This window comes from Streptomyces graminofaciens (assembly GCF_030294945.1).
In the GTDB taxonomy this organism is placed as follows: domain Bacteria; phylum Actinomycetota; class Actinomycetes; order Streptomycetales; family Streptomycetaceae; genus Streptomyces; species Streptomyces graminofaciens.
On sequence record NZ_AP018448.1, the window covers coordinates 147,345 to 172,516 of the forward strand.

The window sequence follows — 25,172 nt, forward strand, 5'->3', positions numbered from 1 at the left end:
TCTAAGGCCCGAGGAGCTGCGCAACGCAGACGCGCGCGCCGACCGAAATTGACAGGGTTTGCGCGTGGGGCGAACCTGGAATCAGAGGCCCTGAACGGCCTCTCAGAAATCCGTATCACAACCAGATTTGCGTTCGTCGACTCCGGCCGTGCCCGAGAGCAGACTTGCCGCCTCGGGCATGGGCGAACCATCACCGGGGACGGGCCCGATCTCCATGATCAAGGTGAGCGTCTACCGCCCCGCCCTCACGCTCATCGGTCACGCCGACGCCAACGGTTCGTGAGCGTCGACGTGCCCGCCGGCGAGTGGGCCGTCGTCCGGTTCGGCCCGTCGCTCGCTCGACCCCACAGACAGCAGGCAGCCATCGCCGGTCACCGAGGAGTTCGCCGACGGCTCACGAGTCGCACCTGACCCGGCTCATGGCCATCGTGCCGCATCTCCTCCTCGTCCGGCCCCGGACCATCTGTTACGCGAAGGCGCGCAACTGAAAGGACGGCGTCATGCCCGAGAAGAACGTCGCCGACGAGGACGTGAAGGCGGCCATCGAGAGAACCGACACCGGCGACGGCCCCGGCACCCACAACCTTGACGACCTTCCGGAGAGCGACTTCGCCGGCTCCGCCGAGGACGACGCAGCCGGACCGCAAGCGACCGCCACCATTCCTTACGACCGTCCCGTCGAGGACTTCATCGACGAGCTCAGCGCGACCGGTCATGTCACGCACACGTCGTACATGAAGACATCGGTCACACTCCACCACAACGCCGGCCGGCTTTCGCACCAGGGTGTGCTCGACGTCTGGACGGTACGTCCGGCTTCGGCCCACTTCGACGTGGACGCCGCCGGCGACGTCGCTCAGTACGTCAAGGTGCACGAGTATGCCTGGGCCGTCGGCAACACGGTCGGCAATCAGAGCTCGATCAGCATCGAAATGGCGAATGCAACGCTCGCGCCCCACTGGACGGTCGCCGAGTCCACCTGGAAGAACGCGGCACGTCTCGCCGGCTGGCTTTTCGCCGAGGTGATCGGAGAGCGCCCCAGCAGGAGCAACCTCTTCTACCACCACAAATGGTCCGCGACCCTCTGCGCCGGCCCGTACATGGACCGGATCTACGACGAGGTCCTGGCCGCAGCGCAGGTGGCGTACGACTACTTCAAGGACACACACCCCACCTTCCGGCCGGATGCCGAGCCGGTACCGAACGAGCGTCGACGCTGATCAGTCGGGACGAGTTTTCATCGCCGCCCTCGCATCGGGCCGGACCTCCTGGTGCCAGCTCCTGGATGCCGTCCGTCTCGGACCCGAGGACGACGTCGCCGAGGTCACTGCCGCCCAGCTCCGCCGGGTGGTCGAGGACCTGATCGAGATGGGCCGCCGGCACTTCGGTGATCGCGACATCCTCATCGTCTTCGACGCCGGCTACGACGCCCCGCGCATGGCCCACCTCCTGACCGGCCTCCCGGTCGAGGTGCTGGGGCGGATGCGCTCCGACCGCGTGATGCGACGGTCGACGCCCTCGCTCAAGGAGTACGCCCTGTTCCTACCCCCAGGGCGGGCGACGGCCGAAGCACGGCAAGGAGTTCCGCTTCGCCAGGCCGGAGACCTGGGGCGAGCCGGACGCGGCAACCGTGCAGGTCACCGACCGGTACGGCACCGCCCGCGCGATGGCCTGGGACCGCCTCCACCCCCGCCTGACCACCCGCTCCGCGTGGATCGACCACACCGGCGACCTCCCCACTATCGAAGGCACACTGATCCGCCTCCGGGTCGACAACCTGCCCGGCGGAGGCGACCCGCTCCCGCTCTTTCTGTGGTCGTCGGCCACCGGCCTGAACAGTGAGGACGTCGACGTGCGCTGGCAGGCGTTCCTGAGGAGATTCGACATCGAGCACCTCTTCAGGATGATGAAACAGACCCTCGGGTGGACCCGTCCGAAGCTGCGAACCCCCGAAGCTGCGAACCCCCGAGGCCGGCGAGCGCTGGACCTGGCTGATCATCGCCGCGCACACCCAGATCCGTCTTCTGCGCGAGGCCGCCGCCGACTTGCGGCGGCCGTGGGAGAAGCCCGCCGAGCCCGGCCGCCTCACCCTGGCCCGAGTCCGCCGAGGGTTTCGGAACCTCCGCCCGCACTTGCAGAGGCTGTCGCACGGCTCCTGCCCGGTGAAGGTCAAGGGTTCTTCTTGGGCGTGTGGTTGATGAGTTTGTTGATGTTGTGCACCGTGCCGAGGAGCTTGATCTCGGCGTCCACCGCCTGGCGGCCGCGGTAGTTGAGGTGTCGTCCGAAGCGTTGGAAGATCTGGGCGAATCCCGGCTCGACCAGGGCACTGCGTTGACGGTACTGGGCCCGTCCTGTCGGGGTGGCGAGACGGGCCGCCATGTCCTGCTGGCCGGCAGGAGCCTGCTGACGTTTCGCGGGAAAGCCTGCCTGGTCGGCATCGCTGGTGACCGAGACCAGTAGCGGGAGGTCGGTGAGGGCCTCGAAGGACGCGGCGGAGGCGTATCCGCTGTCGGCGAGCCAGAGTTGGATGTCGCCGGGGAGCCGTGCGGCCTGGTGATTGTGCTGGGTCTTCTTCACCATCGGAACGAGGGCCGTCCTGTCCGAGGGATTGTCGTGCGCTTCGATGGCCAGCAGGAATTGACGGCGGGCGCACACGATCTGGATGTTGTATCCCTGCAGGTAGCCGCCGCGTTTGCCGGGAATCAGCCGGGAGTCGGGATCGCTCAGGCAGGCACGGGACTCCGGCGAGGGGGCCGGTCGGGGTGTGCGGGCCCGCTCCAGCCAGGCACGCATCTTCACCAGTCGCGTTCGCTGGCGAACGAGGACGGTCTTGTGCTCCATCGGGACCGGCGGCCGTCCGTTCGCGCCACGACGTCCTGCCGCCCGGTCCTCTCGGACGCGGAGCTCGTACTTCTTCAGCTTCTCCTGGTGAGCCTCGCTCTCGGCGGCCAGGCGCTTCTCCGCGCGGGCCACCATCCGCTCGGCGGCTTCGACTTTGATCCGGATCTCGGTGGGTGAAGGCATAGCGCGTTCATGCAGTCTGTCCCTGGCCAGGTAGGCCCGGGTGAGCCGGTCGCACAGCCGGGACAGGCGAGGCCAGTTGTCGCACGCGTCATCGCCATCGTCCTGTGCTGCCGAGCCGTCGGCCTCGACGCTCAGCGCGTGGTCGACTACATCCTCCATCAGCGCGTGGATCTTTGTCTCGCACTGGGAGATGGTCTCCTCCAGGCGCTGGAGCCGCTGGTTGGCGTCACGAGAGGCGTTCGCCTCCATCGGTGAGCCGTCCACGGCCACCGCCGAGAGATCGACCAGGCCACGTCGGCCGCACAGCGACAACACCTGCACGAACAGCGAGTTCAAGGCAGCACGGTGACGTTGTACGAACCGCGCGACGGTGGAGTGGTCCACTCGCCGGTTCGCGGTGATGATCCGGCAGCCCACGTCGTCCCAGCAAGCCTGCTCGATGCGACGGGAGGAACGCACTCCCTTGCTGTAGCAGTACAGGAGCAACGCAATCAGGCTCGCGGGAGGGTAGGCCACCCCGCCCTGCCCGTCGTCACGGTAGCTGTTCTCGAACGCCGACAGGTCAAGCAGCTCGACGACGTCGAGCACCTTCCAGCACAGGTGCTCGGGCGGCAGCCACTCCCGCACATTCCGCGGCATCTCAAGATCACGTTCACGGTCGCCCGACAAGAAGTTCCGCCCCACCAGCCAAGAGTCCGACGTGTCCCTGATCCCTGGAACCGAACAACGAATCGCTCTTGACCTTCACCGGGCAGGAGCCGTGCGACAGCCTCTGCATTGTCCGGCCCGTGCACCGCAACCCTCAACTCCCAGACCTGGACGGCCACTTGGCTCGAAGAACCGGCGGCCCGCCACCCGCTACGACGTGGGCAAGACCGTGAAACGACCCGAGAGCATCACCGAACGAAAGCTAATCTGACCATAAAGTACAAGATCAGAAGCTGTGTCAGAACCGGTGATCAGTGACGTTCTGTAACGGCCGCTGCCAACGGGCAAACCCACGCTTCCGCGCCCGCATCCTTCCAGCAGTGGCTCTGGGTATGAGCGGGTGCTTCCGGGAAGGCCAGACGAGCGCAGTAGCAGACGGCTGGACGCCCTATTCCCGATCGGGTGATCACCAGGTTCCACGGCATCGGATGAGTAGGAGACGATCAATACGGCGGAAAGGTGATCATTTACGGTTTCTGGGTGCTCTGTCCTCCAAGGTCTGGGAGGAAGCCGCCGATCAGCTGGACCTCCGCCGACAGCGACTGGGTTCGGGGCCCGCGTGGAGCCAACCTTCAGCTGAGCTTGTAGCGGCGAAGGACCAGTCGTGTTCTTCGATGGGCTACGCGGTGGAGGCGCCCGGTGCACGTGTGCCTCCTGCTGCTGAGCGGGTTGTTCGCCGCGAATGAACGAATCTTCGAGAGGGAAAGTGATGAGCGACAGGAGTCTGACCCAAACCGAGGCCGAGGGGCGGGCGAGCCTACTGACGGTCGAGCGGTATGACGTTGCCGTGGACCTTTCGGATCTGCTGACCGGCTCGCGGGTCCGGTGTGAGTCGACGATCACCTTTACGTGTCACCGGCCCGGGGCCGAGACCTTTGTCGATTGTGCGGCGATGGTTGAGAGCGCCACGCTCAACGGGGTCGTGTTGCGGTCGGCTGTTGAGGGCCGGATCGCGCTGACCGATCTTGCCGAGAGCAACGTCCTCACGGTGGTTTCGGTGACCGAGTGCTCGGCCGATGGCCGGGGCGTGCACAAGGCGGTCGATCCCGCCGACGGTGAGACGTATGTCTTCACCGACTTCAGTCCCGACTACGCCCGGTACGTGTTGGCCTGCTTCGATCAGCCGGATCTCAAGGCGCCGTGGGCGTTCACCGTGACCGCTCCTGCCGGCTGGCGGGTGTTGAGCAACAGCGGTGACCCGCGGATCGAGGACCTCGGCTCCGTGCGGCGCTGGGCCTTCCCGCCGACGCCGCCGCTGGCGGCGTACAACACTGTGATCAATGCGGGCCCGTACTACGAGTTGCGGCGTCGCGGTGCTGGTCATGATCTCGGGCTTTTCGCCCGGCAGTCGCTGGTTTCGATCCTGGACCGGGACGCCGACGAGCTGTTCACCCTGACCACCCAGGGGCTCGAGTTCTTCGCCGGCAGGTTCGGCATGCCGTTTCCGCAGCACAAGTACGACCAGGTCTTCACGCCCGAGTTCCCTGGCGCGCTGGAGAACTTCGGCTGCGTCACCTGGATGGACTGGTTCCTGCGCAGGAGCACGCCGACCAGGGCGGAGTGGGACATCTTCTCGCGGTACCTGTTGCACGAGCTCGCGCATATGTGGTTCGGCAACATCGTCACGATGCGCTGGTGGGACGACCTGTGGCTGAACGAGGCGTTCGCGGAGTTCGCGAGCAACTGGGCCGCGGTGAGCGTGACGTCGTACACCGATGCCTGGACGGCACATCTGGCCGGCGAGAAACTCAAAGCTTATTTCATGGACCAGGGACCGACGACGCACCCGATCCGCCAGCAGGTCCGCGACGTCTCCGAGGCCGCAGCGACGTTCGACGCCATCACCTACCCCAAGGGCGCGTCCGTGCTGCAGCAGTTGATGACGTACGTCGGCGAGGCAAAGTTCTCCGCGGGTCTGACCAGATACTTCGCCACGCATGCCTGGGGCAACACCACGCTGCAGGACCTGATCGACGCCGTCGCCGACGCCAGCGGACGTGACCTGGACCAGTGGCGCACGGGATGGCTGGAAACAGCGGGCACCGACCGGCTCACTCTCGACCACGACACAGACGGGTTCACCCTGGTCGCCCAGGGTCCGGGGGGCCGGCCGCGCCCGCATGTGCTTGCCGTCGGCGCCTACGAGCGTTCAGGGGATCATCTTGAGCGGACGGCACTCGTCGAGGTCGAGGTAGCGGGCGAACGGACCCGGATCGACCTTCCAGCAGGAGCCGACCTGTATCTGGTCAACGATGAAGACCTGACCTTCGCCTCGACGAGACCTGACGCCACGACCAGAGACGCGTTCTTCAGCAACGCCGCCCGCCTGCCCACCGCGACCGCGCGAGGTGTCGCCGTCACCACGGCCTGGGACATGCTGATCAACGGCGAAGCGACAGCCGCCGAAACCGTGCAGTGCCTGACCGGAGTGCTCGCTGTCGAGACGTCCGCATCGGTGATCGAGCCGTATCTCAACCTGGCTGTCGAGGCCGCAGATCTGTGGAGCCCGGAGTCGGAGCGGGACGAGTTGCTGCGAACAGTAGCTGCGGCATGCCGCAGCCTCTCCGGCGTCGGCGCCTGCCGCACAGCGGCGTTGCGCGGCTTCGCTCGCACCGCGGCCGAGGTGGAGGATGTTGCGTGGCTCCAGACCGAGGCCGGGAAGGACATCGATCTCCAGTGGCGAGCACTGGTGCGCAAGGCTCAGCTCGGAAGCCCGACCGCAGCCGAGGCTCAGGCCCTGCTCGACCGCGACCCGGATCCCGAAGCGTGGGTCAGCAGGCTCCAGGTCCGCGCGGCGACCCCGGACGCGGCCGAGAAGAAAGCGGTGTGGCAGACGCTGGTGACGGACCGCGCGGTGCCTATCGCTTCGGTCCACTCAGTTGCGGCACTGTTCTGGAGCGCCGGTCAGGACGCCTTGCTCAGGCCCCACGCGGAGGCCTACCTCGATCTCGTGCCAACCATCCACCGCAGCGGAACCGTGTCGGCGAGGACCTACACCAAATGGCTCTTCCCGCTGTTCGGTATCGACCTGACCTTCGTGGGACGAGCGGAAGACCTGGCGGCCCAGGCTGTCCCGGTCGTCCGTACGAACCTCCTGGACCAGGCCGACCGGATGCGCCGCATACTGCACTCCCGCGGCTGAGGACTTTCCAGCCCGGTCCACAGCTCGGTCTGCAATTCCTCGATGCTACGGGACGATCCGGCGAAACCCGCCGGTTGGCGTCCAAGAGCACCCTGCGAAGCTGAGTGTCTTCATGATCCACAGCAAGAGCAGGCGTGCCCACCCCACCGAGTTCGCCAACCTCGGACTCGATTGGGCCGCAGCCTGACGCTCGGGCGGACCCAGGGTGCTGTGCGCCCTGGGGTCCTTCGCCCCCCAGGGTCACGCCCCAGGCCCCAATGATCTACACGCACTTGAGTGCGACACCCGGGAGTTCTGAGCTACGGCATCGCACTGGTGTGCGTGTAAGCCCTGGCACTTGGGGCCCGCCCCTGCCGAACTGCGGGGCGGCCGGGGCGGGTTCGGTGAGGCGGTCCAGCCGCGCGTAGAGGGCTCGTACGAGGCGGGCGGTCAGGCAACGGTCTCGGGTCGTGCGAATACGGCGCGCCAGTCCCCGACATCGAGCAGCAACCGGCCTTGCACCCTTCACCACCAGGAACAGCAGCTGGTTGCACAACGAACGCTGCCCCGTGCAGGACAGGAGGATGCAAGGGACTCCAGGAGCAACCCTCGCACCCCAATAGTAGCTATCAAGGCTTTTGCCCGTTTTTGGTGGTGGCGGATGGTGATCCCTGTGGTGAGCGGCTGAAGCCGGGTGTCCAACTCGGGTGACCCCTGTCCAACATCCGGAGTCAAGGCCCTCTCCGTCAGCCTCCCCTCATCAGCCTGAGATCGCCCGCAAGATCGGCTGGCCGAGTGCGCCGAGCCAGCCCGCGAGCGCTCCAAGCGGCCCGATCAAACTCGTGCCGGCCGCGGCCAGCGCACCCGCCGAGGACAGTAGCCGGGTAATCCGGCCGAGCCCGCCCGCCACCGCCTTTCGGTCTGGCTCCGGGCGGGCGACCTCCTCGTCCAGCGAGTCCAGCTCGGCCCGCACCTCGGGCTCGAGGGCCGGCGGCAGTGCCGTCTGCTCGATGGACGCCCGTAGTTCCCGGACCAGGCCGCGTACCTCCTGTCCGCCCGCCGTGAAGACGGCCGACTGGCCATCGTGAACGGTCTGGTTCCCGGCGACGTTGTTGACCACGCCGCCCTGCTGGTTGCCGATGTTGAAGGCCATGGCTCCCCATCTCCTCACCGCTGCCGCCAGAACGCCTGCCGCTCGGCATCCTCGAAACGGCGGCGTCGGGACGTCGCCACGACGTGCAGAACAATCCCGATGACCATCAGGACCGTCCCGACAGCCGCCATCGCGAACCCGACCGCCCCTACCGGCACCCCGGCCACCTTCGGCCCGAGCAGTTCCGGGGAAGAGTCGAAGTTCGAACTCCCCGACGAAATATCGTCGTCGGCGCCGGAAATGAATCGAATGATCACCCAGCCGTAGATTCCGCCCCCGACCAAAAACAGCAGGAAGCCGAGCAGGATCAGATGTCGCGCCCTGGTACGGGTCGCGGCGATCTCTTTGAAAAAGCTCTCGCGCTGCGCCTGCTGAACGTAGTTGTACTGGTCCCCGGCGATGTTGCTCAGCCGGTCGGCCTGCTGTCCTCCGATGTCGAACCGCCGCTCGCCGCCCGGCGGCGGCGTACGGCCGGCCTCGCGCGGTGCCGGGCCGCTCGGCGGGCCGACGGGTGGCGGCCCTGCGCCGGGAGCGCCGTGAGGCGTGGGCCCGGGCGCATGGGCGGGGCCCCAGCCCGGCATGGTGTCCGCGGTACCGTCCGTGGTGCCGCCGGCTCCGGGCTTCGGGGCCTGAACGGTCCGGTCGGCGGAGCGCCGCTCTTCGTAATGCACCTCCAGGGGCCCGAAATCCAGCACGTCGCCCGAGTGCAGCACCTGCTGCCCGAGCACCGGGTGCCCGTTCAGCATGGTGCCGTTGGTGGAGGCGAGATCCTCGACGGTGGTCCGGCCCGAGGCCCGCCACACCACCGCGTGCCGTCGGCTGACGCCCGGATCGCCCACCTGGATCTGGCAGTCGGAGTCCCGCCCGACCAGCATCGGCTGGTTGTCGATGACGAAGACCCGGCCGCGCATCCGGTCCGGTCGGTCGACCACGAGTTGCGGCAAGCTGCGCTCTCGCTGAGGCTGGTCCATGGCACGACCTCCTGCCTTGGCGAAGCACTCGGCGGCGGACGAAATGATTTGGTCGCCTGTACCGGTGATCCTCTCCTTCCAGTAAAGGCCGGTCGGCCCCGTCCTGCCACAGCAACGGGACGGCCGGATCTCGGCAGTACGTTCGGCCGCCGTCCCCTCGGCCCGCAGCCCTCAGCCCTCTGATCCCGACGGGCTGGTCTCCGCGACTCCGGCCTGTGCCCGTCCGGCCGCCCGCCTCTCCGCAGTCCACGGCGCCTTGACCCAGACGCCGAGTGCAGACGGGCATACCAGGGTCATCATGATGCGATGTCGTCTGCGCCTGCGGTCACTCGCGCTGCTCTTCGTGAAGCCATGGCCGGTGCACTCCATGTGGTGAAGGCTTACGAGCTCGCGGCCGTGTGCGAGTACCTGGGGCTGGAACCTCAGAAGCCTGATGAGGACCCGTTCCATAGCAAGCGGATCGACGTGCGGTCGCGGTTACAGCGAAAGACCTTGTCCGAGCTTGTGAACATCGCGCGGCGCGTGATCAGCGAGTATGGCGACGACGACCTGCAGGCCCTGGTCGGCGCACTGGGTGCTCGCGGCGTCGACGGGGAAATGAAGAACCTCATCTTCGCCGCCGATGGCCCCAAGCCGCAGATCGTGCTGCCGGACTCCATTAGCAACACCATCCGCATCGTGAAGAACGAGCAGTACTGCCTGGGTACGACCAGCCGCTAGAAGACCGCGGGTTGAGCTGGGCAGACTTGGTGGCATGGTGGGTGCGCCAGCACCCTGAGCACGCGGATGATCCAATGGGCGCGCGTGTCCCACTGCGGGAGCGGCTGCGTCGCTCGCTGGGCAACAACGGTGCCGAACTCCTGGTGTTCGATACCTCCACCGAGCTCGGCTTCGACCTCCCGGCGCTCATTCCCCAGGTCTACCTCCACTACGACCCCTACACCATGAACGAGTTGGGCGGGGCCAACCGACTTGCCCGACAGAGGATGGACTTCCTGCTGCTGAGAGGTCGTCTCATTTGGGTGCTCTGCGGTAACAGATGAGGGTGCGGGCCGATGCTGGTGAAGGCCATGAAGTGGTCGGCTTTGTGCTCGTAGCGCCGGTGGAGTCGGCAGCCGGTCAACCGGGCCATGGTGCGTTCGATGGTCCAGCGGTGTCGGCCCAGCCCCTTGGACGACTCAATGCCCTTGCGGGCGATCCGGTGGGTGATCCCACGCTGGCGTAAGCATCGCTGCAGGTGGTCGTAGTCGGGACGGCATGCCCACCAGGCAGCCTTCGAGTTCGGCGGCTCAAGAGCTCCGCCGGCCGGCCTTCCGCCGGACGCGGCGGCCCGGCCTCTCAGCCGTCGTGGCGGCGGCGGGCGTCGAGGATGTCAGGGGCATGCTGTTCAGCCCATTCGCGCACGGGGATGAGGGCTTGGAGCAGTGAGCGGCCGAGCGGGGTCAGCGAGTAGTCGACCCTCGGGGGCATGGACGGTGTCTTGGCGCGGTCGATCAGACCGTCATACTCCAGGGCGCGCAGCGTCTCGGTCAGCGCCTTCGAGGTCACACCGTCGACGAGCCTCTTCAGCTCGGTGAACCTCATCGGCCCCTCGTCCAGGGCGGTCAGCACTGTCGGCGACCACCGGGCCCCGATCCGGTCGAGCACTAATCGGCTCGGGCAGCCGGCGGCCAGCAGTTCGTACGCAGCGCCCATCTCGCGGTCCTCCGGGTCGGTTGCCTTGAAGATACAGGCATGCGGAGAGCTACCTTCGCCCCCGGGAACAGCCCGAACCACCCCCTCCGCAGCACAGAACGGAGCACCACCCACATGACCGTCGTTTTCGTTCACGGCGTGCCCGAGACTCCCGCCGTCTGGCAGTCCCTCCGTCGCCAGGTAGACGGTGACAGCATCGCGCTGCGTCTGCCCGGCTTCGGCAGCCCCCTGCCCGACGCCTACCGCGGCAAGGATGACTTCGCGCAGTGGCTGACCGACGAACTGCGAGCGATCCCCGGCCCCTTGGATCTCGTGGGGCACGACTGGGGAGCCCATCTCGTGCTGCGAGCGGTGACCACGACGACGCTGCCGATCCGCAGCTGGGTCAGTGACGTCATGCATGCATGGCACCCCGACTACACCTGGCACGGCATCGCCCAGCAACTCATCGCGGACACCGGCGAGGAGTTCCTGGCGGCCCAGCGCCCGCCGGCCGGCTCGCTCGGCCCGCTCGTCGCGCCTCTCGGCGTCGACACCGCCCTAGCCGCACAGTTCGACGCCGCCCACGACGCCGGGATGGGCCGGGCGATCCTCTCGCTCTACCGCTCGGCCCCCGCGGGGTTCGCCCCCGACTGGGGGCATGACCTGCCAGCCGCCGCGCGTATCCCCGGGCTTGTTCTGATCCCTCAGGCCCACCCGCTCGGCGACGAACCACTCGCCGCGAGCGCCGGTGAGCGAGCGGGTGCGGCGATCGTACGGTTGCCAGGGCTCTCCCACCTCTGGATGGCTCAGGACCCCGAAACCAGCGCCCGGGTCCTGACCGACTTCTGGAACACCCTCGAACCGTGGGCTCCCGCGCCCTAAGACGGTGTCCTATGTGGTGAGGCGGACGAGTCGCTTGTAGCAGCAAAGGGCGGCGGCGAGACCGAGAAAGGCCAGGTAGTTGCGGGGATTTCGTTCGTAGCGGGGGCTGAACCGGCGGTAGCCGGACAGCCAGGAGATGGTCCGCTCGATGACCCACCGGCGGCGGCCCAAACGTTCGCTGGACTCGATGCCTTTGCGGGCGATGCACACACCGATGCGCTTGCCACATAGCCATTTCCGCAGGTGAGGCACGTCGTACGCCTTGTCTGCATGGAGCCGTTGGGGCTTGAAGTGGCGCCGCGGTGGGGGGCGCGTCCCGTTTGGTGACCGGCCACCATCGGCTTCAGCCCTTCGCTGTCGTGGACGTTCGCGGCGGAGACGCCGACGACCAGGGGCAGTCCGTTCGCGTCCGACAGGACGTGCATCTTGGAACCCGGCTTGCCCCGGTCCACGGGGCTCGGGCCGGTATGACCGCCCCCTTTTTCGCCCTGACGTGGGCGGAGTCGAGGACGACGCGGGAGACATCGATCAGGCCCGCGTCGTCGAGTCGGTGCAGGACGGCCTCGTACAGACGGCCCCACACGCCGGCTCTGGACCAGATCAGGAACCGGCGATGGGCGGTGGACTTCGAGATCCCAAAGCAGGGTGGCAGGTAACGCCAGGAGCAGCCGCTGACCAGCACGTAGATGATCGCCGCGAACAGCGTCTCATCAGGCGTGTCCTGCGTTCCGCCGCCCTGCGGCCGCACCTTCGACGGTGGGATCAGCGGCTTCGCGATCTCCCACAGCCCGTCCGGAACAATCCAACTCCACGTACACCGCCCCATACATGGCTCAACGAGCCCTCACCACATGGGACACCGTCCAAGTGCTGCCCAAAACCGTCGACAAACGTTGCTCGCTCTCGCTTACGAAACCAACCAGGCCGCGCGCGATGGCGACGCTGATGCGTTCACCCAGATCTGCATGAGAAGGCACGGCGGTTGGGGGTGGGGTCTGTGCCCTGGACGAGGGCCACGAGGCCCTGCTGGAGGAGCCGTACCGGGGCTACGGCCGCGACGGCCTGCGTAATCACGCGGGTGGGCAGCACTCCCGGTGATGCGTTTGCGGACGCTGCGACCATCCTGTGGCCGACCCGGTGCAAGAGGCGGCGCTCGGTGCAGAACCGAACCGGCAGAGGGCCGGCACCCGATACCAGGTCCCGGCCCTGCGGATGAGCGGCTCAGCTCTCGCAGTCGAACTCCTGGTCGCCCACGTCCCCCGGGCAGATGTCCGTGCCGGTGTCGCCGTTGGAGGAGTCGTTGCCTCCCACGCCGTCGATGGCGCCCAGCCTGTCGTTTCCGGCGTTGCCGTCCATGATGTCCCGGCCGGCCCCACCGACGATCTCGTCGTCGCCCGCACCGCCGATCAGGATGTCGTTGCCGTCGCCCCCGACCAGGACAGCGCGTTGTGTGCTGTCGATCGTCTGGAGAGTGTCGCCGCCCGCGTCGCCGTTGAGCGTGGCCCGCAGGCTCGCCCGCAGGATGACCGTGTCATTGCGGTCGCCCGCGCTGAGGATGATCGTCCGTGTGCCCGCCGGGCAGGACACCGAGTTGGCGCTGAGCTGGGTACAACCCGCCCCCGCGGTGACGGTGTCACCGTTGTCGATGACGGTGATGTTGCTGCCGGACGGGTTGATGATGATCTGGTTCGCCTTGTCGGCCGCGGCGTTGATATTGATGAAGGCCGAGTTCGCGGTCACACCGGTGGCGGCGTGGGCCTGCCCGGCCGACAAAGCCAGCGCCGCGCCCATCGCGCCTGCCATCACCACGGCCTGTAAACCCTTGCGCATCGAGGTTCCCACTGTTCCTCCAGTCAGTACGGTGCCTGCGATCAAGCATTGACGGGGAAAGAGGGCCGCGCATGGGGAGAGAACCCCCAGATAGTGTTCGAGCCGGATGGGACGAGCCCGTCGGGCCCGGCGCCCTGGGGTCCGGAGAAACGGGGCAACCGCATGCCACTCCCCCATCTGCGCAGCACGGACAGTGAGCGGCACCGTGCTACCCGGTACCGGCGTACGGGGGCGGGCTGTGAAACTCCGCAGCTTCCCACCGGCACTCTGGCCGGAACACGGCGGGCCGCACCGGGCGCAGGGCGGCGGTTTGTGCGAGTACTGCCGCCGCAGTCCGCCGACTCGCTACGGTCAGCGCATGACCAGTGACGGTGTAGTCGTGGACGAAGCGATCCTCGCGGCATGAAACTCGTACCGGGGGGCGGCGCCGCTCGTTGAGCCGACGGCCCCCTTGCTCGCGCCTACCTGCGGAACGCGGCGGAGACGTAGCACCCGCCCAGATCAAGTCCTTAGCGCCAACGGCTGTTTCCGTTGTAGACCGAAGTCAGGCGGCCAGACCCAGGGAGCGGGTCGGGTTCTGGTTCCAGGGGACCTTTTTGCGGCGGTGGGCGTCGAAGGCGGTGCTGCGCAGGGAGTGCCGTGAGTGCACGACGACGGTCTCGGGCGGGTTGCCGGCGGCCAGGGCCTGCTGGATCCAGTCGCGTCGGAAGCTGTGGCCGGTGATGCGCCGGACCGCGGCGCGGGTGGCGCGGCGGGCGGTCCGCCGGGCTTCGGCGGGCCGACCCAGCCGCCCGCACCGCGAACGGGGGTGGCGGACTCGGTGAACGCGTGACGACTGCTCGTACCACGGTGGTCGGGGCCCGGGAGATCTTCCTCCAGGGCCCTTTCACATAGGCTCATCGGGCTGATCAAGCAGCTCTCACCAACCAACGGGAGAACCCATGAACGACGCCTTGAGCCGCCGCACCCTGCTCCGCGCGGGAGGAGGTCTCTCACTGGCCGCGGTAGGGCTCGGATTCGGCACGGGGGCCGCGTCGGCCGCGGTGCCGACTTCTCAGCGGTTCACGCTGGCCACAACCTCCTCGAACGACCTCTACCGGGGCCGGGCGCTTCGGGACGGCACGGTGATGCAGAGCTTCGCCTTCGACCAGACCAACCAGCGGTTGTTCGTGGCCCAGTTGCGCCAGGGCTCGGGGGCCGACTCGGGCGACCTGTGCATCACCGAACTCTCCTGGTCGACCTGGAACGCGATCGGCCACATGTACCTGACGGGCTTCGGCCACGCGGTCTCCATAGGCGCGCAGGCCGTGGGCTCCTCGACGTATCTGTGGGTCGACGCAGTCGCGGACACCAGCGGCTTCGGACAGCGGCTGGGGCGCTTCAAGTACACCAACGGCACTACGCTGAGCGCCTCGTCGTCGGCGGTCACGAAGCACACGCCAGTCTCCTCGGCGAACCGGCACACCTGTGCCATCGACCCCACGCACAATCGCCTGATCGTGCGCTACCGGCCGACGGGCTCGGCCACCCACCGCTTCGCCGCGTACGACCTGACCGACGCCACCAACGGCAACTTCGGCAGCCGCCTGGTGGACTTCCAGGAACCGTCCCGGATCGACGCCGCGAACTTCCAGGGGTACACGGCATACGGCCAGTACTTGTACTGCCTCACGGGCCACAGCAAGGACGTCACCGGCGAGGCCGACACAGACACGGTCCTCTGGAGCGTCAACATGAACACCGGACAGATAGCGGAGGAGTTCCTCACCGGGGCCGGCTCCACCCTCACCTTCCGTGAACCGGAGGGCATGGCCGTCTACACCACCGCCGGAGGAGAGCCCCGCCTCTTCTTCGGCTTCGCCTCCGGCGAGAGAGAGGGCGAACGCCTCTCCAACGTCTTCTACAAGAACGTCCTCGTCTGACGGCCGTCCGGACCGGTCGACCTGGCCGGACCGGTCAGACAGCTCGAAGCCGCCCATGCCCTCATCTGGCCGGCACGTCCGCGCCGTCATCGCGGGGCTCCGGCGTCACGACGCCCCTCTCTCACATGGACCCTCGGTGACACGGGGGCATTCAGTGGGCGGGACAACGCAGCAAACGCTGTCGCGCACCGCGTCACGCAGCCCTGAAGTCGCGTCAGACCCACTGTGAACACGGGGTCTCGAGGGATGTACGCAAGGCGGAATGGCCGATTTCCCGTGCCTCGTGCGCCTGCCGTGACAGAAAAGCATTCTTGTGGTGAGTGGGAGATCGTGTGACGGTTAGGGAACTGACCTGTACATGCGGTCAATGCCTGACCAGTGGATTCACCGCATGCGCCGTATCGGAACGGGCCGGTCAACCATCGGCCCGGAATGGGGGAAGACATGAACGCATTGCGTGCATCAGCCGGATCGGTTCTCGCTGCAGGCCTGTTGTTCGGCGGCGTCGTCGCCGTACCGGGACAGGCAGGGGCTGCCGAAGGGACCAACGGACACTGTGTGTACAACGTGTCCACGGGTGCTACGGCATGTCACAGCACCTTCCGCGCGGCCGTCGTCGACGCCACCAACGGGAAGGTGACCAACGCGTCGCCCGTAGCCCGTACAGCCCTTTCCGACACGTCGTTCCTGAAGCGGCTGGAGGGGCCCATGCCCGCGACGGAGGCCACCGCCGCAGCGGTCGACTACGTCCTGTCCATCGAGTACGACATCGCCAACCTCAGCCCCTCCGGCGGCACCCTCACCATCACGGCGGGCGGGCCCTGTGTGGCGGACGGGCAGCGGGACTTCACCGTGAACGACGTCCGGGACGCCTGGCCCTCGTGGAACGACCGGATCTCGTCCTTCCAGGGCTTCAACACCTGCGACGTCAACCACTACGAGCACCAGGTCCGCAACGGCGGTGACACCACCGGCCCGAAGCGCTCCATGACGACCATGGGCGACATGTCCAACAAGACGACCGGGCTGACCTTCGGCTGACCCGAGCCGATCGCCCGCCGGGCCGGTGGCGTCTCTTGCCACCGGCCCGGCACGCATGTACCGCCGGTGCGAACCCGCGCACCACCGGACGGCCGGTCGGGCGCGACCCCGACCGGCCGCATCCCGCACTGGTCGGCATGGCGCTGTCGACGACAACACCGAGCCCGCATCAGCCGCTGCAAACGACGCGGACACAGCCCATGCCACTGCCCAGCAGTCAGAACAAGCACATGGCGGTACCAGTGCCGCGGCACTGGGCCGTTTCTGATGGCTCTTGGTTGGCTGGGGGATCTCGAGAGTGGCTGGGCAGGACGCTCGTATGGTGCGGCGGCATGAGCTCACGGACGCGCAGTGGCGGAAGATCGAAGCTCTCCTGCCCGGCAACGGCAAGCCGGGCGGGCCGTGGGCGGATCACCGCAGGGTGATCAACGGGGTGCTGTTCCGGGCCCGGACCGGGGTGCCCTGGCCTGACCTGCCCGAACGGTACGGTCCCTGGCAGACCGTCCATGAGCGTCACCGCCGCTGGTCCGCCGACGGGACCTGGAAGGCCGTCCTTGAGGAGTTGCAGATCGAGGCCGATGCCGGTGACCCGGACGGGACGCTCGCCGGCCAGGTGGACCGGCAGCAGGAGTGGGCCGTGAACATCGACTCCACCTCCTGCCGTGCGCATCAGCACGCGGCCGGGGCGCCCCGCAAGCCTCCGGCCGACCACCCGCACAAGGGGGCGGGGAACGTGAGGAGGCAGATGGGCACGAGGCGTTGGGGCGCTCACGGGGCGGGCTGACCAGCAAGGTCCATCTGCTCTCCGACGACCGTGCCCGCCCGCTGCACTGGCTGACCTCGCCCCGTCAGCGGGGTGACAGCCCGATGTTCACCCCGGTGCTGGACGGCTTACGCGTCCGGCGCCGCGCACCGGGCCGCCCGCGCAGCCGGCCGGACCGGGTGCGCGGCGACACGGCGTACTCAAGCCGCGAGAACCGCACCTACCTGCGGCGGTGCGGGATCAAGACCACCATCGCGCAGCCCGACGATCAGCGGGCTCATCGCAAGCGCCGGGGGCGAGCCGGAGGCCGGCCCCCGGCCTTCGACAGGGCCCAGTACCGCCGTCGCAACGCGGTCGAGCGGTGCGTGAACAAGTGGAAGCAGTTCCGCGCCGTCGCCACCCGATACGACGAACGCGACTACACCTTCAACGGCACCTGACCGTCACCGCGATCGTCATCTGGCTCCGCGGCACTGTCCAACAACCATCAGAAGGGCCCTAAACGGGCATCTGATCCGCGTAGTCGGTGTTCTGGGAGGTTTTGCGACTGATGCTGTTGATGGTCGTTGGATGAGGCGTGAGTGTTCGTCGTCCGTACATCCGGAGGGCCTCACTGACCGTGAACAGGTCCTCCTTCCCGGACGGATTCGCACCCCCATACGAACGCATCGGCTCGATCTCCACCGCCGCATCCCCGAGCCGCCACGGGGCACGGCTCGTCGCGGCCACCCGGTCCCGCCCCGGCTTGACCAGCTCGTCGCAGCGCCCCCCGGGTCACACTCCCGATCATCGGGGGCATCCGGACATCCCCCGGCGGACCTGGGTGCGGCACCTTGTCCATGCCGTCAACGTGCCCCGGCAGGCCGTCACTCCGCACCGTCCAGCCGCTCCACGCACCTGCCAGGGGTGCACGGTCCCGCAGTGAAGCCGGACCTCGTCCGTCAGAGAGTGCCTTTCCGTCGCGGCTGTCCTGCGTGGTCGCCGGTTCAGGCGTCCGCGCGCAGTGCGTCAGAGATCGACTTGGCGCCGCCGTGCACGGTCAGTCCGCCGTCGACTGGTATCTCGGCCCCCGTGATGAAGGACGCCTCGTCGGAGAGCAGGAAGACGACGAGGGGGGTGATCTCGTCGACGGTTCCGGTGCGGCCGAGCGGTGTCTCGCGGACGTTCGCCTCTCGGAACGCGGGCGCCGCGGAGGCGGTCATGTCCGTTTCGATGAAGCCGGGGTGGACGATGTTCACGCGGATGCCGGCGGGCCCCAGTTCCATGGCGGCGGTCCGCGACAGGCCGCGCAGCGCCCACTTGCTGGACGTGTAGGCGACCGGGTAGTGGCCGGTGAGCGCGGCGGACGAGCCGACGTTCACGATCGAGGAGCCGGGTGGCATCAGCGGGGCCAGGTGCTGGATGCCCAGCAGCGGGCCGGTGACGTTGACCGCGTGGACCCGGGCCATGTCCTCGGGGCGCACGTCGTCGATCCGGGCCCGCCAGGTGACGCCCGCGTTGTTGACCAGGCCGTGCACCTGCCCGTACGCCTCACGCAGGTCGGCGGCGAGTTCCGCCCAGTCCTTCTCGCTCGTGACGTCGAGACGGCGGCAGCCGGGTGCCTGCGTGACGTCGGTGGCGATCACCCGGGCGCCCTCGCGGGTCAGCGCCTCTGCCTCCGCGGCGCCCTGGCCACCGGCCGCGCCCGTGACCACGACGACCTTGCCGAGGAGCCTCCCCCCGCCTTCGGCCGGCAGGTGCCGCCAGGGATGGAGATCGGTCACGGCCGTTGCCTCGTGCGGCGTCGGGCGACGGGAACGGTCATGGGGTCCGGGCCGGCCACCACGGTGTTGGAGACGGAGCCGATGCCCTCGACGGTGAGGGTGACCGTGTCGCCGGGCTTGAGGGGAGGCGGGGACTGTTCACCCCGCACACCCCACAGCTCGGCGAGGCAGCCGCCGTTTCCGCAGGTCCCGGAACCGAGGACGTCGCCGGGGCGGACGACGGTGCCGCGTGAGGCGTAGGCGGTCATCTCCTCGAAGGTCCAGCTCATGTTGGACAGCAGGTCCTTGCCGACGACCTCGCCGTTCACCGAGGCGGTGAGGCCGAGCCGCAGGAAGCCGTCCGTGTCGCGGTACTTCCCCAGCTCGTCGGCGGTGACCAGGTAAGGACCCAGCGTGGTGGCGGTGTCCTTGCCCTTGCAGGGGCCGAGGCCGACCTTCATCTCGGCGGACTGCAGGTCCCGTGCCGACCAGTCGTTGAAGACGGTGTAGCCGACGATGTGGTCGCGGGCCTGCTCGGGCGTGAGGTCGCGGCCCTCCTTTCCGATCACGGCGGCGACCTCCAGCTCGAAGTCGAGCACGCTCGACCCCGGCGGCACGGGGATGTCGTCGTGCGGCCCGTACATCGCGTAGGGGTTGCCGAAGTAGAACGTCGGGGCCGCGTACCACCGCTCCGGTACCCCGGCAGCCCCGTCCACGGACCGCCGTACGCCCTCGACGTGTTCCTCGAAGGTGACGAAGTCCCGCACGGTGGGCGGCTGGAGCGGCGCCAGCAGGCGCACGTCAGAGAGGTGGGGGCCGGCCGGAACGTCGAGAGCCGCGGAGCCCGCGTCGAGCAGCTCGGGCAGACCACCGCCCTCGGCGAGCAGGCAGGTCAGCGAGCTGACGCCGGGCAGGGGGTGGAGCGTGCCGTCCTCTGAGACGACGGCCACGTGGCGGTGGTTGCGGTACTCGTACGCGGCGAAACGCATGGCGGTTTCCTGTCGGCTGTCGGCATGAGGGGTGGCACGAAGGCCGGGGGCGCGGCATGGGAGTCAGGGCAGTTGACCGGGCAACCGCCCCCCGGGGGACTGAAACCTCCGCCGATCAGACCGGCGGGGCGACGAAGACGCCGCGGTCGACGTCGTTGAAGGACTCCTTGGTGACCAGCTCGTTCATGGGGTTGGCCGTGCCCCACTGGTCGGTGACCTCGGGGTTCGAGAAGTCGTAGACGTGCGGGTGCCAGGTGTCCTCGTCCAGCAGCTCCAACTCCGTCGTGTACTCCACCGTGTTGCCGTGCGGGTCGAGGAAGTAGGTGAAGGTGTTGTCGCCCGCCATGTGCCGGCCCGGCCCCCAGATCTTGCGGGCGCCGGAGCGGATGACACGGCCGGAGCCGCGCATGTACTCGTCGATTCCGCGCATCTCGAAGGAGATGTGGTGCAGCGAGGTGTGCGGGCCCTTGGCGATGGCCATGGAGTGGTGCTGGTTGCTGATCCGCATGAAGTGCATGACGTCGCCGATGTGCGGATGGCCGAGCGTGTCGGAGAGGCGGAAGCCGAGGTGCTCCTCGTACCACGCCTTGGTCCTGTCCAGATCCGGCGAGTTGAGGACGACGTGCGACAGCTTGACCGGGATCGACTCCTTCTCCTCGATCTTGCGGTGCTGCCGCACCTCAACGTCGGCGGAGACCTCGATGGTGCGGCCGTCGACGTCGAAGAAGCGGAAGCCGTAACCGCCGCCCGGTGTTTCCACCTTGCCCGGCTGGGTGACCAGCTCGACACCCCCGGCGAGGAGTTGTTCGGCGAGCGTGTCCACGTCGGCCGGGCTCGCGGCACCGTAGGAGACGAGGTCGAGGCGCTTCTCGTCGGCCTTGCGCAGCCGGACGACGTACTGCTCGGGGCTGCCCTCGGCAGCGAGGAAGGAGAGGCCGGAGTCCGCGGCGACCTTGGTCAGGCCCCAGACTCCGGCGTAGAAGTCGAGTTGCTTGTCGTAGTCCGGCACGGCGAGGTCGACGTGGCGGAGGTGGGTGAGCAGGCGGTTACTCATGGGGGGTCTCCTCAGGCGAGGTTGAGCAGAGCGGCGGCGTTTCCGCCACGGACGGCGTGGAAGTCGGTGTCGGGCAGGTCCGCGGCGCGCAGCGCGCCGAGCGGGTCGTCGGTGCCCATGTCGAAGGGGAAGTCGGAACCGAGCAGGACCCGTTCCTGGCCGACCGCCCGCAGCAGCTCCCGCAGCACCTGGGGGTCGTGGACGAGGGAGTCGAAGTACAGCTGCTTCAGATAGCTGCTCGGTTCCCGCTCACACCCCCGGGCGTCGGGGCGGACCCGCCAGGCGTGGTCGGAGCGGCCGATGTGGGTGGGCAGGTAGCCGCCGGCGTGCGCCGCGATCAGCTTCAGGCCCGGATGACGGTCCAGGACGCCGGAGAAGATCAGGTGGGAGAGGGCGACGGCGTTCTCGGTGGGCTGGCCGACGGTGTTGGACAGGTACCACTGGTCCAGGCGCTCGTCGAGGGTGCAGCCGAACGGGTGCAGGAAGAGGAGGGCGCCCGTCTCCTCCGCACGGGACCAGAGGGGTTCGTACGCCGGATCCGACAGCTCGCGGCCCGGCGCGTGCGAGGAGATCTCCACACCCCTCAGTCCCTGGTCCAGGGCGTGGTCGAGCAGGCCGGCCGCGAGGCCGGGATGCTGGAGCGGCACCAGGCCCAGGCCGTGCAGCCGGTCGGGAGCCTTCGCACAGTGTGCGGCGATGCCCTCGTTGGCCAGCCGGCAGACCCCCTCGGCCAGTCGAGGTTCGGCCCAGTAGTGGTAGTGGGACGGCGAGGGGCTGACCAGCTGGATGTCCACGCCCTGCGCGTCCATGGCCGCCAGGCGCACCGCGGCGTCCGTCAGCTTCGCCGCGCGGGCGCCGACCATCGGACCGTTCACGGTCAGGGCCGCCGGGCCGTTGCGGCGGGCGTCGAGGGCGCGGGCCTCGGCGAGACCGGGATGACCGGCGACGGTCTCCTCGATCTCCGGAAGCAGGAGGTGGGCGTGGACGTCGATGGTCGGCGCGGAGGATGCGGTGGGGGTCACGGGCGCTCCTTGAGGAGGTTCATGGTGCGGCCGACCAGCCCGGCCATGTCGGCGTCGCGCACGCCGTCCAGCTGCCACTGGCCGATCTGCATGGACGCCGCGACGACGGTACGCACCCGGGGGATGCGGCGGTCGTGGTAGGCCTGGAACAGTTCGTCGCCCCAGGCCCGTCCACCGGTGAGCAGCTCGGCGAGGACGAGGGCGTCCTCCAGGGACATCGCCGCGCCCTGGGCCAGCGTGGGCGGGCAGCAGTGGACGGCGTCGCCGACCAGCACGATCCGGCCCCGGTGCCAGGAGCCCTCGACCAGCAGGTGGTCGAACCAGGTGTAGTTGACCTTCTTCGGGTCGGTGATGTGCTCGGTGATCTCCGGCCAGACCCCGCCGTAGCTCTGCGCCAGGCGGCGCATCTCGTCGGCGTAGGTGGCCGGGTCGATGCGGTCGCGGTCGCGGCACCCTTCGACGACGTACGCGTAGATGGTGTTCTCGCTGGTGGGGCAGTATCCGGCGATGTAGGCGGGGCCGCCGTAGGCGAGGTCGGTGCGCGTCACGCTCTCGGGCCGCGGGGCGGCGATGCGCCAGATGGCCATGCCGGTCGGCTCGGGTTTGTCCGTGATGCCGACGGCGGCGCGGGTGGCGGAGTTGAGTCCGTCGGCGCCGATCACCAGGTCGTAGCGGCTCTCGCTGCCGTCGCTGAAGCGCACCGACACGCCGTCGGCGTCCTGCTCCAGCGATTCGGCGGTGGTGCCCAGGCGAACGTCGGCGCCGCAGGCGCGGACCGCGTCGATGAGGATCTGCTGGAGCTGGGGGCGCTGCATGCCGAGGGTGGCGGGCAGGTCCTCCCCGCCGGTCCGGATGTCCTCGGCGACGAACAGGACGCTGCCGTCGGGGGTGGTCACGCCCAGCGAGCCGAAGGCGTATCCGGAGGCTTTCACCTGTTCCCACACGCCCAGTTCGCGCAGGACCCGCAGGGCGTTGCCCTGGAGGGTGATGCCGGAGCCGGTGGTGGCGTTCCAGTCCGGCCTGGCCTCGATCAGGTCGACGGCGATGCCGGCGCGGCGCAGCAGGATGGTGACGGCGTTGCCTGAGGCGCCCCCGCCGATGACCAGGACGGTGGGTGTGCCCCCGGCCGGAGGCTGGGAGTGAGTGCGGCTGTCAGCCATGTCGGGGATTCCTCCCGGGATCGGGCCGCGCGACTTCGGGCGGCGGGGGCTGCGGCTCGCCCGCTGCGAGTGCGGGCCAGAGGTGGGGACGGGGGTGCGGGCCGGATACGCCGCTGCTGTCCGGGGAACGGCACATCCGGCAGTAGTGCGTGTTACTTGACGGCGATCGGGTTGACCGGGGAGCCGACGGCTCCGGTGATGGGAAGAGGGGCGGCGGTGAGCCAGAACTCGTACACGCCGTCGTCGGCGCAGTCGGCGGCGAGTGCGTCGAGGTCCCACATCTCGCCGATCAGCAGGCCCATGTTGGGGATGACGACCTGGTGCAGCGGCTGGAAGGCGTGCTCGAACTCGTTGGGCCGCACCTCGAAGCCCCAGGTGTCGGTGGCGATGGCGGCGATCTCGCAGCCGTGCAGCCAGCCGGCGGTGGTGAACGACAGGCCGGGCGCGGGACCGCCCGCGTAGTCGCCCCAGCCGTCCCGCCGAGCGCGGGCGAGATGTCCGGTGCGCACGAGGACGATGTCGCCGCGGCCGACGGTCACCCCGTGGGCCTCGGCGGTCTGCGAGAGATGCTCCTCGGTGATGGCGAACCCGTCGGACAGCTCGCCGTCCGTGCCGACGACCAGGCCCACGTCGAGCAGCACGCCGCGGCCGGCGACGTACGGTGCCATGTGCTCGATGCCGGTGACGAGGTCGCCGTCGGAGGTGACGACCTGCTCGGCGGGCCGTCCGTTCCACGCCTTGCCGTGGTCGAAGATGTGGCCGAGTCCGTCCCACTGGGTGGAGCACTGCAGCGGCATCGCGATCACGTCGTCCGCGCCGCCGATGCCGTGCGGGAAACCCTGGTTGCCCAGCGCCGCGTCGGTGCCCGTGTCGAGCATGGTGTGCACCGGGTTGGTCCGTCGGCGCCAGCCCTTCTGCGGGCCGTTCATGTCGAACCGCTGCGACAGCGAGAAGCTGGCGCCGCGGCGCACGAGCGCCGCGCCCTCGCGCCGCTTGGCCTCGTCGAGGAAGTTCACCGTACCGAGCACGTCGTCCTCACCCCAACGCCCCCAGTTGGAGTACGTCTTGGCGGCCTCGGCGATGGCGCCCTCCGGGTCGCGGCGGTCCGGGCTCATGCCGTTCCCCCTGCAACACAGCGGGTGCGCTGCACGCCCAGACCGGTGATGGAACCCTCCATGACGTCGCCGTCACGCAGCAGGCGTCCCCAGTGGATGCCGTTGCCGGCCGGGCTGCCGGTCAACACCAGATCGCCGGGAAGGAGTTGAGCGGTCTGGGAGGCGTACGACACCAACCGTGCGACCCCGAAGAGCATGTCCTTGGTGGACTCGTCCTGCATGGTCTCGCCGTTCAGCCTGAGCGTGACCCGCAGGTCAGCGGTGTCCGCGATCGACTCGGCAGGTACGAGCCACGGGCCGAGCGGCGTGAAACCGGGAGCGTTCTTGCTGCGCAGCCAGTCGGTACCGATGGCCTTCATGTCCCGGCGGAACACGGTGGCGCGGTCGGTGAGGTCGTTGGCGATGGTGTAGCCGGCGACGTACTCCAGGGCCTCCTCGGCCGTCACCTGGTAGGCGGGCTTGGCTATGACGGCCGCCAACTCCAGCTCCCAGTCCGGCTTTTCGGCCCAGGCGGGCAGGACGATGTCGTCGTAGGGGCCCGTGATCGCGCTGGGCAGGCCGATGAACACGTAGGGCAGGTCCTCGGCGGCCCGGCGGTCCATGACCGCGGCGATCTCCGCGCGTGCCTCCTCGACCGTGCGCGGGTCGTCCGGGGAGCGGTGGGCGATCTCCAGGTCGATCACGTGCTGCCGGTAGTTGGCGCCGGACTGGAAGATCTGCCGCGGCTCGATGGGGGCGTGCACCCGCAGACCTTCCAGTGGCCGCCAGCCGAGGGCGTCGTCGTCCGCAAGGGCGTGCAGGAGAGGGAGGGTCTCCTCCCACCGCTCCACCACGGCGCGCAGACCCGATGGCGCCCAGTCCAGGGCACTGCGCAGATCGAGTACCCGGTCTTCGGCCAGGAGGCCGGGAAAGGGCTCCCCGTTCCGAGCGGAGAAGGTGCCGAGCGCGAACGAGCCGGCAGGTTGCGCGAGCATTGCCATCAGATTTCCTCCTGCTGG

The 25,172-nt window shown here is 68.6% G+C and carries 20 protein-coding genes and 5 pseudogenes; 11 read left to right on the forward strand and 14 right to left on the reverse strand.

Annotated elements, in window-relative coordinates:
* Positions 1–148 precede the first annotated feature (148 nt).
* From SGFS_RS00740 to SGFS_RS00750, 3 genes and pseudogenes are all read left to right on the forward strand, one after another.
* A complete protein-coding gene (locus tag SGFS_RS00740) occupies positions 149–283 on the forward strand; it encodes a hypothetical protein (RefSeq protein WP_286246798.1) in 135 nt (44 codons plus the stop codon).
* Positions 284–500: 217 nt separating this feature from the next.
* On the forward strand, positions 501–1,220 hold the full coding sequence (locus SGFS_RS00745) for a peptidoglycan recognition protein family protein (RefSeq protein ID WP_286246800.1): 720 nt from the start codon (positions 501–503) through the stop codon (positions 1,218–1,220).
* Positions 1,221–1,236: 16 nt separating this feature from the next.
* Positions 1,237–2,171: pseudogene (locus tag SGFS_RS00750) on the forward strand (transposase); the annotation flags it as partial.
* Here the strand turns inward: SGFS_RS00750 and SGFS_RS00755 are convergent.
* Positions 2,170–3,663 carry a transposase gene (locus SGFS_RS00755; protein WP_286246801.1) on the reverse strand — a complete coding sequence of 498 codons (1,494 nt, stop codon included), beginning with the start codon at positions 3,661–3,663 and terminating at the stop codon, positions 2,170–2,172. The pseudogene SGFS_RS00750 and the gene SGFS_RS00755 sit on opposite strands and share 2 nt — an antisense overlap.
* A gap of 121 nt (positions 3,664–3,784) precedes the next feature.
* Here SGFS_RS00755 and SGFS_RS00760 point away from each other — a divergent pair.
* Both SGFS_RS00760 and pepN read left to right on the forward strand, forming a co-directional pair.
* Positions 3,785–3,943: pseudogene (locus tag SGFS_RS00760) on the forward strand (NF041680 family putative transposase); the annotation flags it as partial.
* A gap of 498 nt (positions 3,944–4,441) precedes the next feature.
* Entirely contained in the window at positions 4,442–6,874 is a 2,433-nt protein-coding gene (pepN, locus tag SGFS_RS00765; RefSeq protein WP_286246802.1) for an aminopeptidase N, read from the forward strand.
* Positions 6,875–7,613: 739 nt separating this feature from the next.
* On the opposite strand, the gene SGFS_RS00770 is transcribed toward pepN, so the two are convergent.
* Together SGFS_RS00770 and SGFS_RS00775 are read right to left on the reverse strand one after the other, a co-directional pair.
* Complete coding sequence (locus SGFS_RS00770) at positions 7,614–8,006, reverse strand: hypothetical protein (protein ID WP_286246803.1); 393 nt, start codon at positions 8,004–8,006, stop codon at positions 7,614–7,616.
* A gap of 14 nt (positions 8,007–8,020) precedes the next feature.
* Complete coding sequence (locus tag SGFS_RS00775; RefSeq protein ID WP_286246804.1) at positions 8,021–8,977, reverse strand: FHA domain-containing protein; 957 nt, start codon at positions 8,975–8,977, stop codon at positions 8,021–8,023.
* A gap of 351 nt (positions 8,978–9,328) precedes the next feature.
* On the opposite strand from SGFS_RS00775, the gene SGFS_RS00780 reads away from it, so the two are divergent.
* Both SGFS_RS00780 and SGFS_RS00785 read left to right on the forward strand, forming a co-directional pair.
* Positions 9,329–9,697 carry a hypothetical protein gene (locus SGFS_RS00780; protein WP_286246807.1) on the forward strand — a complete coding sequence of 123 codons (369 nt, stop codon included), beginning with the start codon at positions 9,329–9,331 and terminating at the stop codon, positions 9,695–9,697.
* 74 nt (positions 9,698–9,771) lie between these two features.
* On the forward strand, positions 9,772–10,020 hold the full coding sequence (locus tag SGFS_RS00785; protein WP_286246809.1) for a hypothetical protein: 249 nt from the start codon (positions 9,772–9,774) through the stop codon (positions 10,018–10,020).
* On the opposite strand, the pseudogene SGFS_RS00790 reads toward SGFS_RS00785, so the two are convergent.
* Together SGFS_RS00790 and SGFS_RS00795 are read right to left on the reverse strand one after the other, a co-directional pair.
* A pseudogene (locus tag SGFS_RS00790) lies at positions 9,992–10,211 on the reverse strand (IS5/IS1182 family transposase); the annotation flags it as partial. The gene SGFS_RS00785 and the pseudogene SGFS_RS00790 overlap by 29 nt on opposite strands.
* Before the next feature lie 104 nt (positions 10,212–10,315).
* On the reverse strand, positions 10,316–10,672 hold the full coding sequence (locus SGFS_RS00795) for a winged helix-turn-helix transcriptional regulator (RefSeq protein WP_286246811.1): 357 nt from the start codon (positions 10,670–10,672) through the stop codon (positions 10,316–10,318).
* A gap of 114 nt (positions 10,673–10,786) precedes the next feature.
* On the opposite strand from SGFS_RS00795, the gene SGFS_RS00800 reads away from it, so the two are divergent.
* On the forward strand, positions 10,787–11,536 hold the full coding sequence (locus tag SGFS_RS00800) for an alpha/beta fold hydrolase (protein WP_286246812.1): 750 nt from the start codon (positions 10,787–10,789) through the stop codon (positions 11,534–11,536).
* Between the two features lie 9 nt (positions 11,537–11,545).
* Here SGFS_RS00800 and SGFS_RS00805 read toward each other — a convergent pair.
* Positions 11,546–12,362: pseudogene (locus SGFS_RS00805) on the reverse strand (IS5 family transposase).
* Between the two features lie 395 nt (positions 12,363–12,757).
* On the reverse strand, positions 12,758–13,366 hold the full coding sequence (locus tag SGFS_RS00810; RefSeq protein WP_286246814.1) for a calcium-binding protein: 609 nt from the start codon (positions 13,364–13,366) through the stop codon (positions 12,758–12,760).
* Positions 13,367–14,307: 941 nt separating this feature from the next.
* Here SGFS_RS00810 and SGFS_RS00815 point away from each other — a divergent pair.
* The 3 genes and pseudogenes from SGFS_RS00815 (at position 14,308) to SGFS_RS00825 (ending at position 17,594) form a co-directional block, all read left to right on the forward strand.
* The gene (locus SGFS_RS00815; RefSeq protein ID WP_286246816.1) at positions 14,308–15,288 is read left to right on the forward strand and encodes a phage baseplate protein; all 981 of its coding nucleotides are present in this window, start codon (positions 14,308–14,310) and stop codon (positions 15,286–15,288) included.
* Between the two features lie 558 nt (positions 15,289–15,846).
* The gene (locus SGFS_RS00820) at positions 15,847–16,329 is read left to right on the forward strand and encodes a hypothetical protein (protein ID WP_286246818.1); all 483 of its coding nucleotides are present in this window, start codon (positions 15,847–15,849) and stop codon (positions 16,327–16,329) included.
* Between the two features lie 319 nt (positions 16,330–16,648).
* Positions 16,649–17,594, forward strand: a pseudogene (locus tag SGFS_RS00825) (IS5 family transposase).
* Positions 17,595–18,078: 484 nt separating this feature from the next.
* On the opposite strand, the gene SGFS_RS00830 reads toward SGFS_RS00825, so the two are convergent.
* From SGFS_RS00830 to SGFS_RS00860, 7 genes are all read right to left on the reverse strand, one after another.
* A complete protein-coding gene (locus tag SGFS_RS00830) occupies positions 18,079–18,855 on the reverse strand; it encodes an SDR family NAD(P)-dependent oxidoreductase (RefSeq protein WP_286246819.1) in 777 nt (258 codons plus the stop codon).
* A complete protein-coding gene (locus SGFS_RS00835; RefSeq protein ID WP_286246820.1) occupies positions 18,852–19,823 on the reverse strand; it encodes a fumarylacetoacetate hydrolase family protein in 972 nt (323 codons plus the stop codon). The genes SGFS_RS00830 and SGFS_RS00835 overlap by 4 nt, the downstream gene beginning before the upstream one ends.
* Positions 19,824–19,938: 115 nt before the next feature.
* Positions 19,939–20,877: a VOC family protein gene (locus tag SGFS_RS00840; RefSeq protein WP_286246821.1), complete on the reverse strand. Its 939-nt coding sequence runs from the start codon at positions 20,875–20,877 to the stop codon at positions 19,939–19,941.
* A gap of 11 nt (positions 20,878–20,888) precedes the next feature.
* Positions 20,889–21,899: an amidohydrolase family protein gene (locus tag SGFS_RS00845; RefSeq protein WP_286246822.1), complete on the reverse strand. Its 1,011-nt coding sequence runs from the start codon at positions 21,897–21,899 to the stop codon at positions 20,889–20,891.
* On the reverse strand, positions 21,896–23,059 hold the full coding sequence (locus SGFS_RS00850) for an FAD-dependent oxidoreductase (RefSeq protein WP_286246824.1): 1,164 nt from the start codon (positions 23,057–23,059) through the stop codon (positions 21,896–21,898). Before SGFS_RS00850 ends, SGFS_RS00845 begins: the two co-directional genes overlap by 4 nt.
* A 152-nt stretch (positions 23,060–23,211) precedes the next feature.
* On the reverse strand, positions 23,212–24,174 hold the full coding sequence (locus SGFS_RS00855; protein ID WP_286246825.1) for a cyclase family protein: 963 nt from the start codon (positions 24,172–24,174) through the stop codon (positions 23,212–23,214).
* The gene (locus tag SGFS_RS00860) at positions 24,171–25,154 is read right to left on the reverse strand and encodes a fumarylacetoacetate hydrolase family protein (protein WP_286246826.1); all 984 of its coding nucleotides are present in this window, start codon (positions 25,152–25,154) and stop codon (positions 24,171–24,173) included. The genes SGFS_RS00855 and SGFS_RS00860 overlap by 4 nt, the downstream gene beginning before the upstream one ends.
* Positions 25,155–25,172: the final 18 nt, after the last annotated feature.

What these genes read in the sequence shown, in the direction of transcription:
- SGFS_RS00780 (WP_286246807.1), top strand. Translation starts at nt 9,329, where the DNA reads ATGGCCGGTGCACTCCATGTGGTGAAGGCTTACGAGCTCGCGGCCGTG.
- SGFS_RS00755 (WP_286246801.1), bottom strand. Translation starts at nt 3,663, where the DNA reads ATGCCGCGGAATGTGCGGGAGTGGCTGCCGCCCGAGCACCTGTGCTGG.
- SGFS_RS00775 (WP_286246804.1), bottom strand. Translation starts at nt 8,977, where the DNA reads ATGGACCAGCCTCAGCGAGAGCGCAGCTTGCCGCAACTCGTGGTCGAC.
- SGFS_RS00855 (WP_286246825.1), bottom strand. Translation starts at nt 24,174, where the DNA reads ATGAGCCCGGACCGCCGCGACCCGGAGGGCGCCATCGCCGAGGCCGCC.
- SGFS_RS00770 (WP_286246803.1), bottom strand. Translation starts at nt 8,006, where the DNA reads ATGGCCTTCAACATCGGCAACCAGCAGGGCGGCGTGGTCAACAACGTC.
- pepN (WP_286246802.1), top strand. Translation starts at nt 4,442, where the DNA reads ATGAGCGACAGGAGTCTGACCCAAACCGAGGCCGAGGGGCGGGCGAGC.
- SGFS_RS00840 (WP_286246821.1), bottom strand. Translation starts at nt 20,877, where the DNA reads ATGAGTAACCGCCTGCTCACCCACCTCCGCCACGTCGACCTCGCCGTG.
- SGFS_RS00815 (WP_286246816.1), top strand. Translation starts at nt 14,308, where the DNA reads ATGAACGACGCCTTGAGCCGCCGCACCCTGCTCCGCGCGGGAGGAGGT.
- SGFS_RS00785 (WP_286246809.1), top strand. Translation starts at nt 9,772, where the DNA reads ATGGGCGCGCGTGTCCCACTGCGGGAGCGGCTGCGTCGCTCGCTGGGC.
- SGFS_RS00835 (WP_286246820.1), bottom strand. Translation starts at nt 19,823, where the DNA reads ATGCGTTTCGCCGCGTACGAGTACCGCAACCACCGCCACGTGGCCGTC.
- SGFS_RS00850 (WP_286246824.1), bottom strand. Translation starts at nt 23,059, where the DNA reads ATGGCTGACAGCCGCACTCACTCCCAGCCTCCGGCCGGGGGCACACCC.
- SGFS_RS00795 (WP_286246811.1), bottom strand. Translation starts at nt 10,672, where the DNA reads ATGGGCGCTGCGTACGAACTGCTGGCCGCCGGCTGCCCGAGCCGATTA.
- SGFS_RS00745 (WP_286246800.1), top strand. Translation starts at nt 501, where the DNA reads ATGCCCGAGAAGAACGTCGCCGACGAGGACGTGAAGGCGGCCATCGAG.
- SGFS_RS00860 (WP_286246826.1), bottom strand. Translation starts at nt 25,154, where the DNA reads ATGGCAATGCTCGCGCAACCTGCCGGCTCGTTCGCGCTCGGCACCTTC.
- SGFS_RS00800 (WP_286246812.1), top strand. Translation starts at nt 10,787, where the DNA reads ATGACCGTCGTTTTCGTTCACGGCGTGCCCGAGACTCCCGCCGTCTGG.
- SGFS_RS00810 (WP_286246814.1), bottom strand. Translation starts at nt 13,366, where the DNA reads ATGCGCAAGGGTTTACAGGCCGTGGTGATGGCAGGCGCGATGGGCGCG.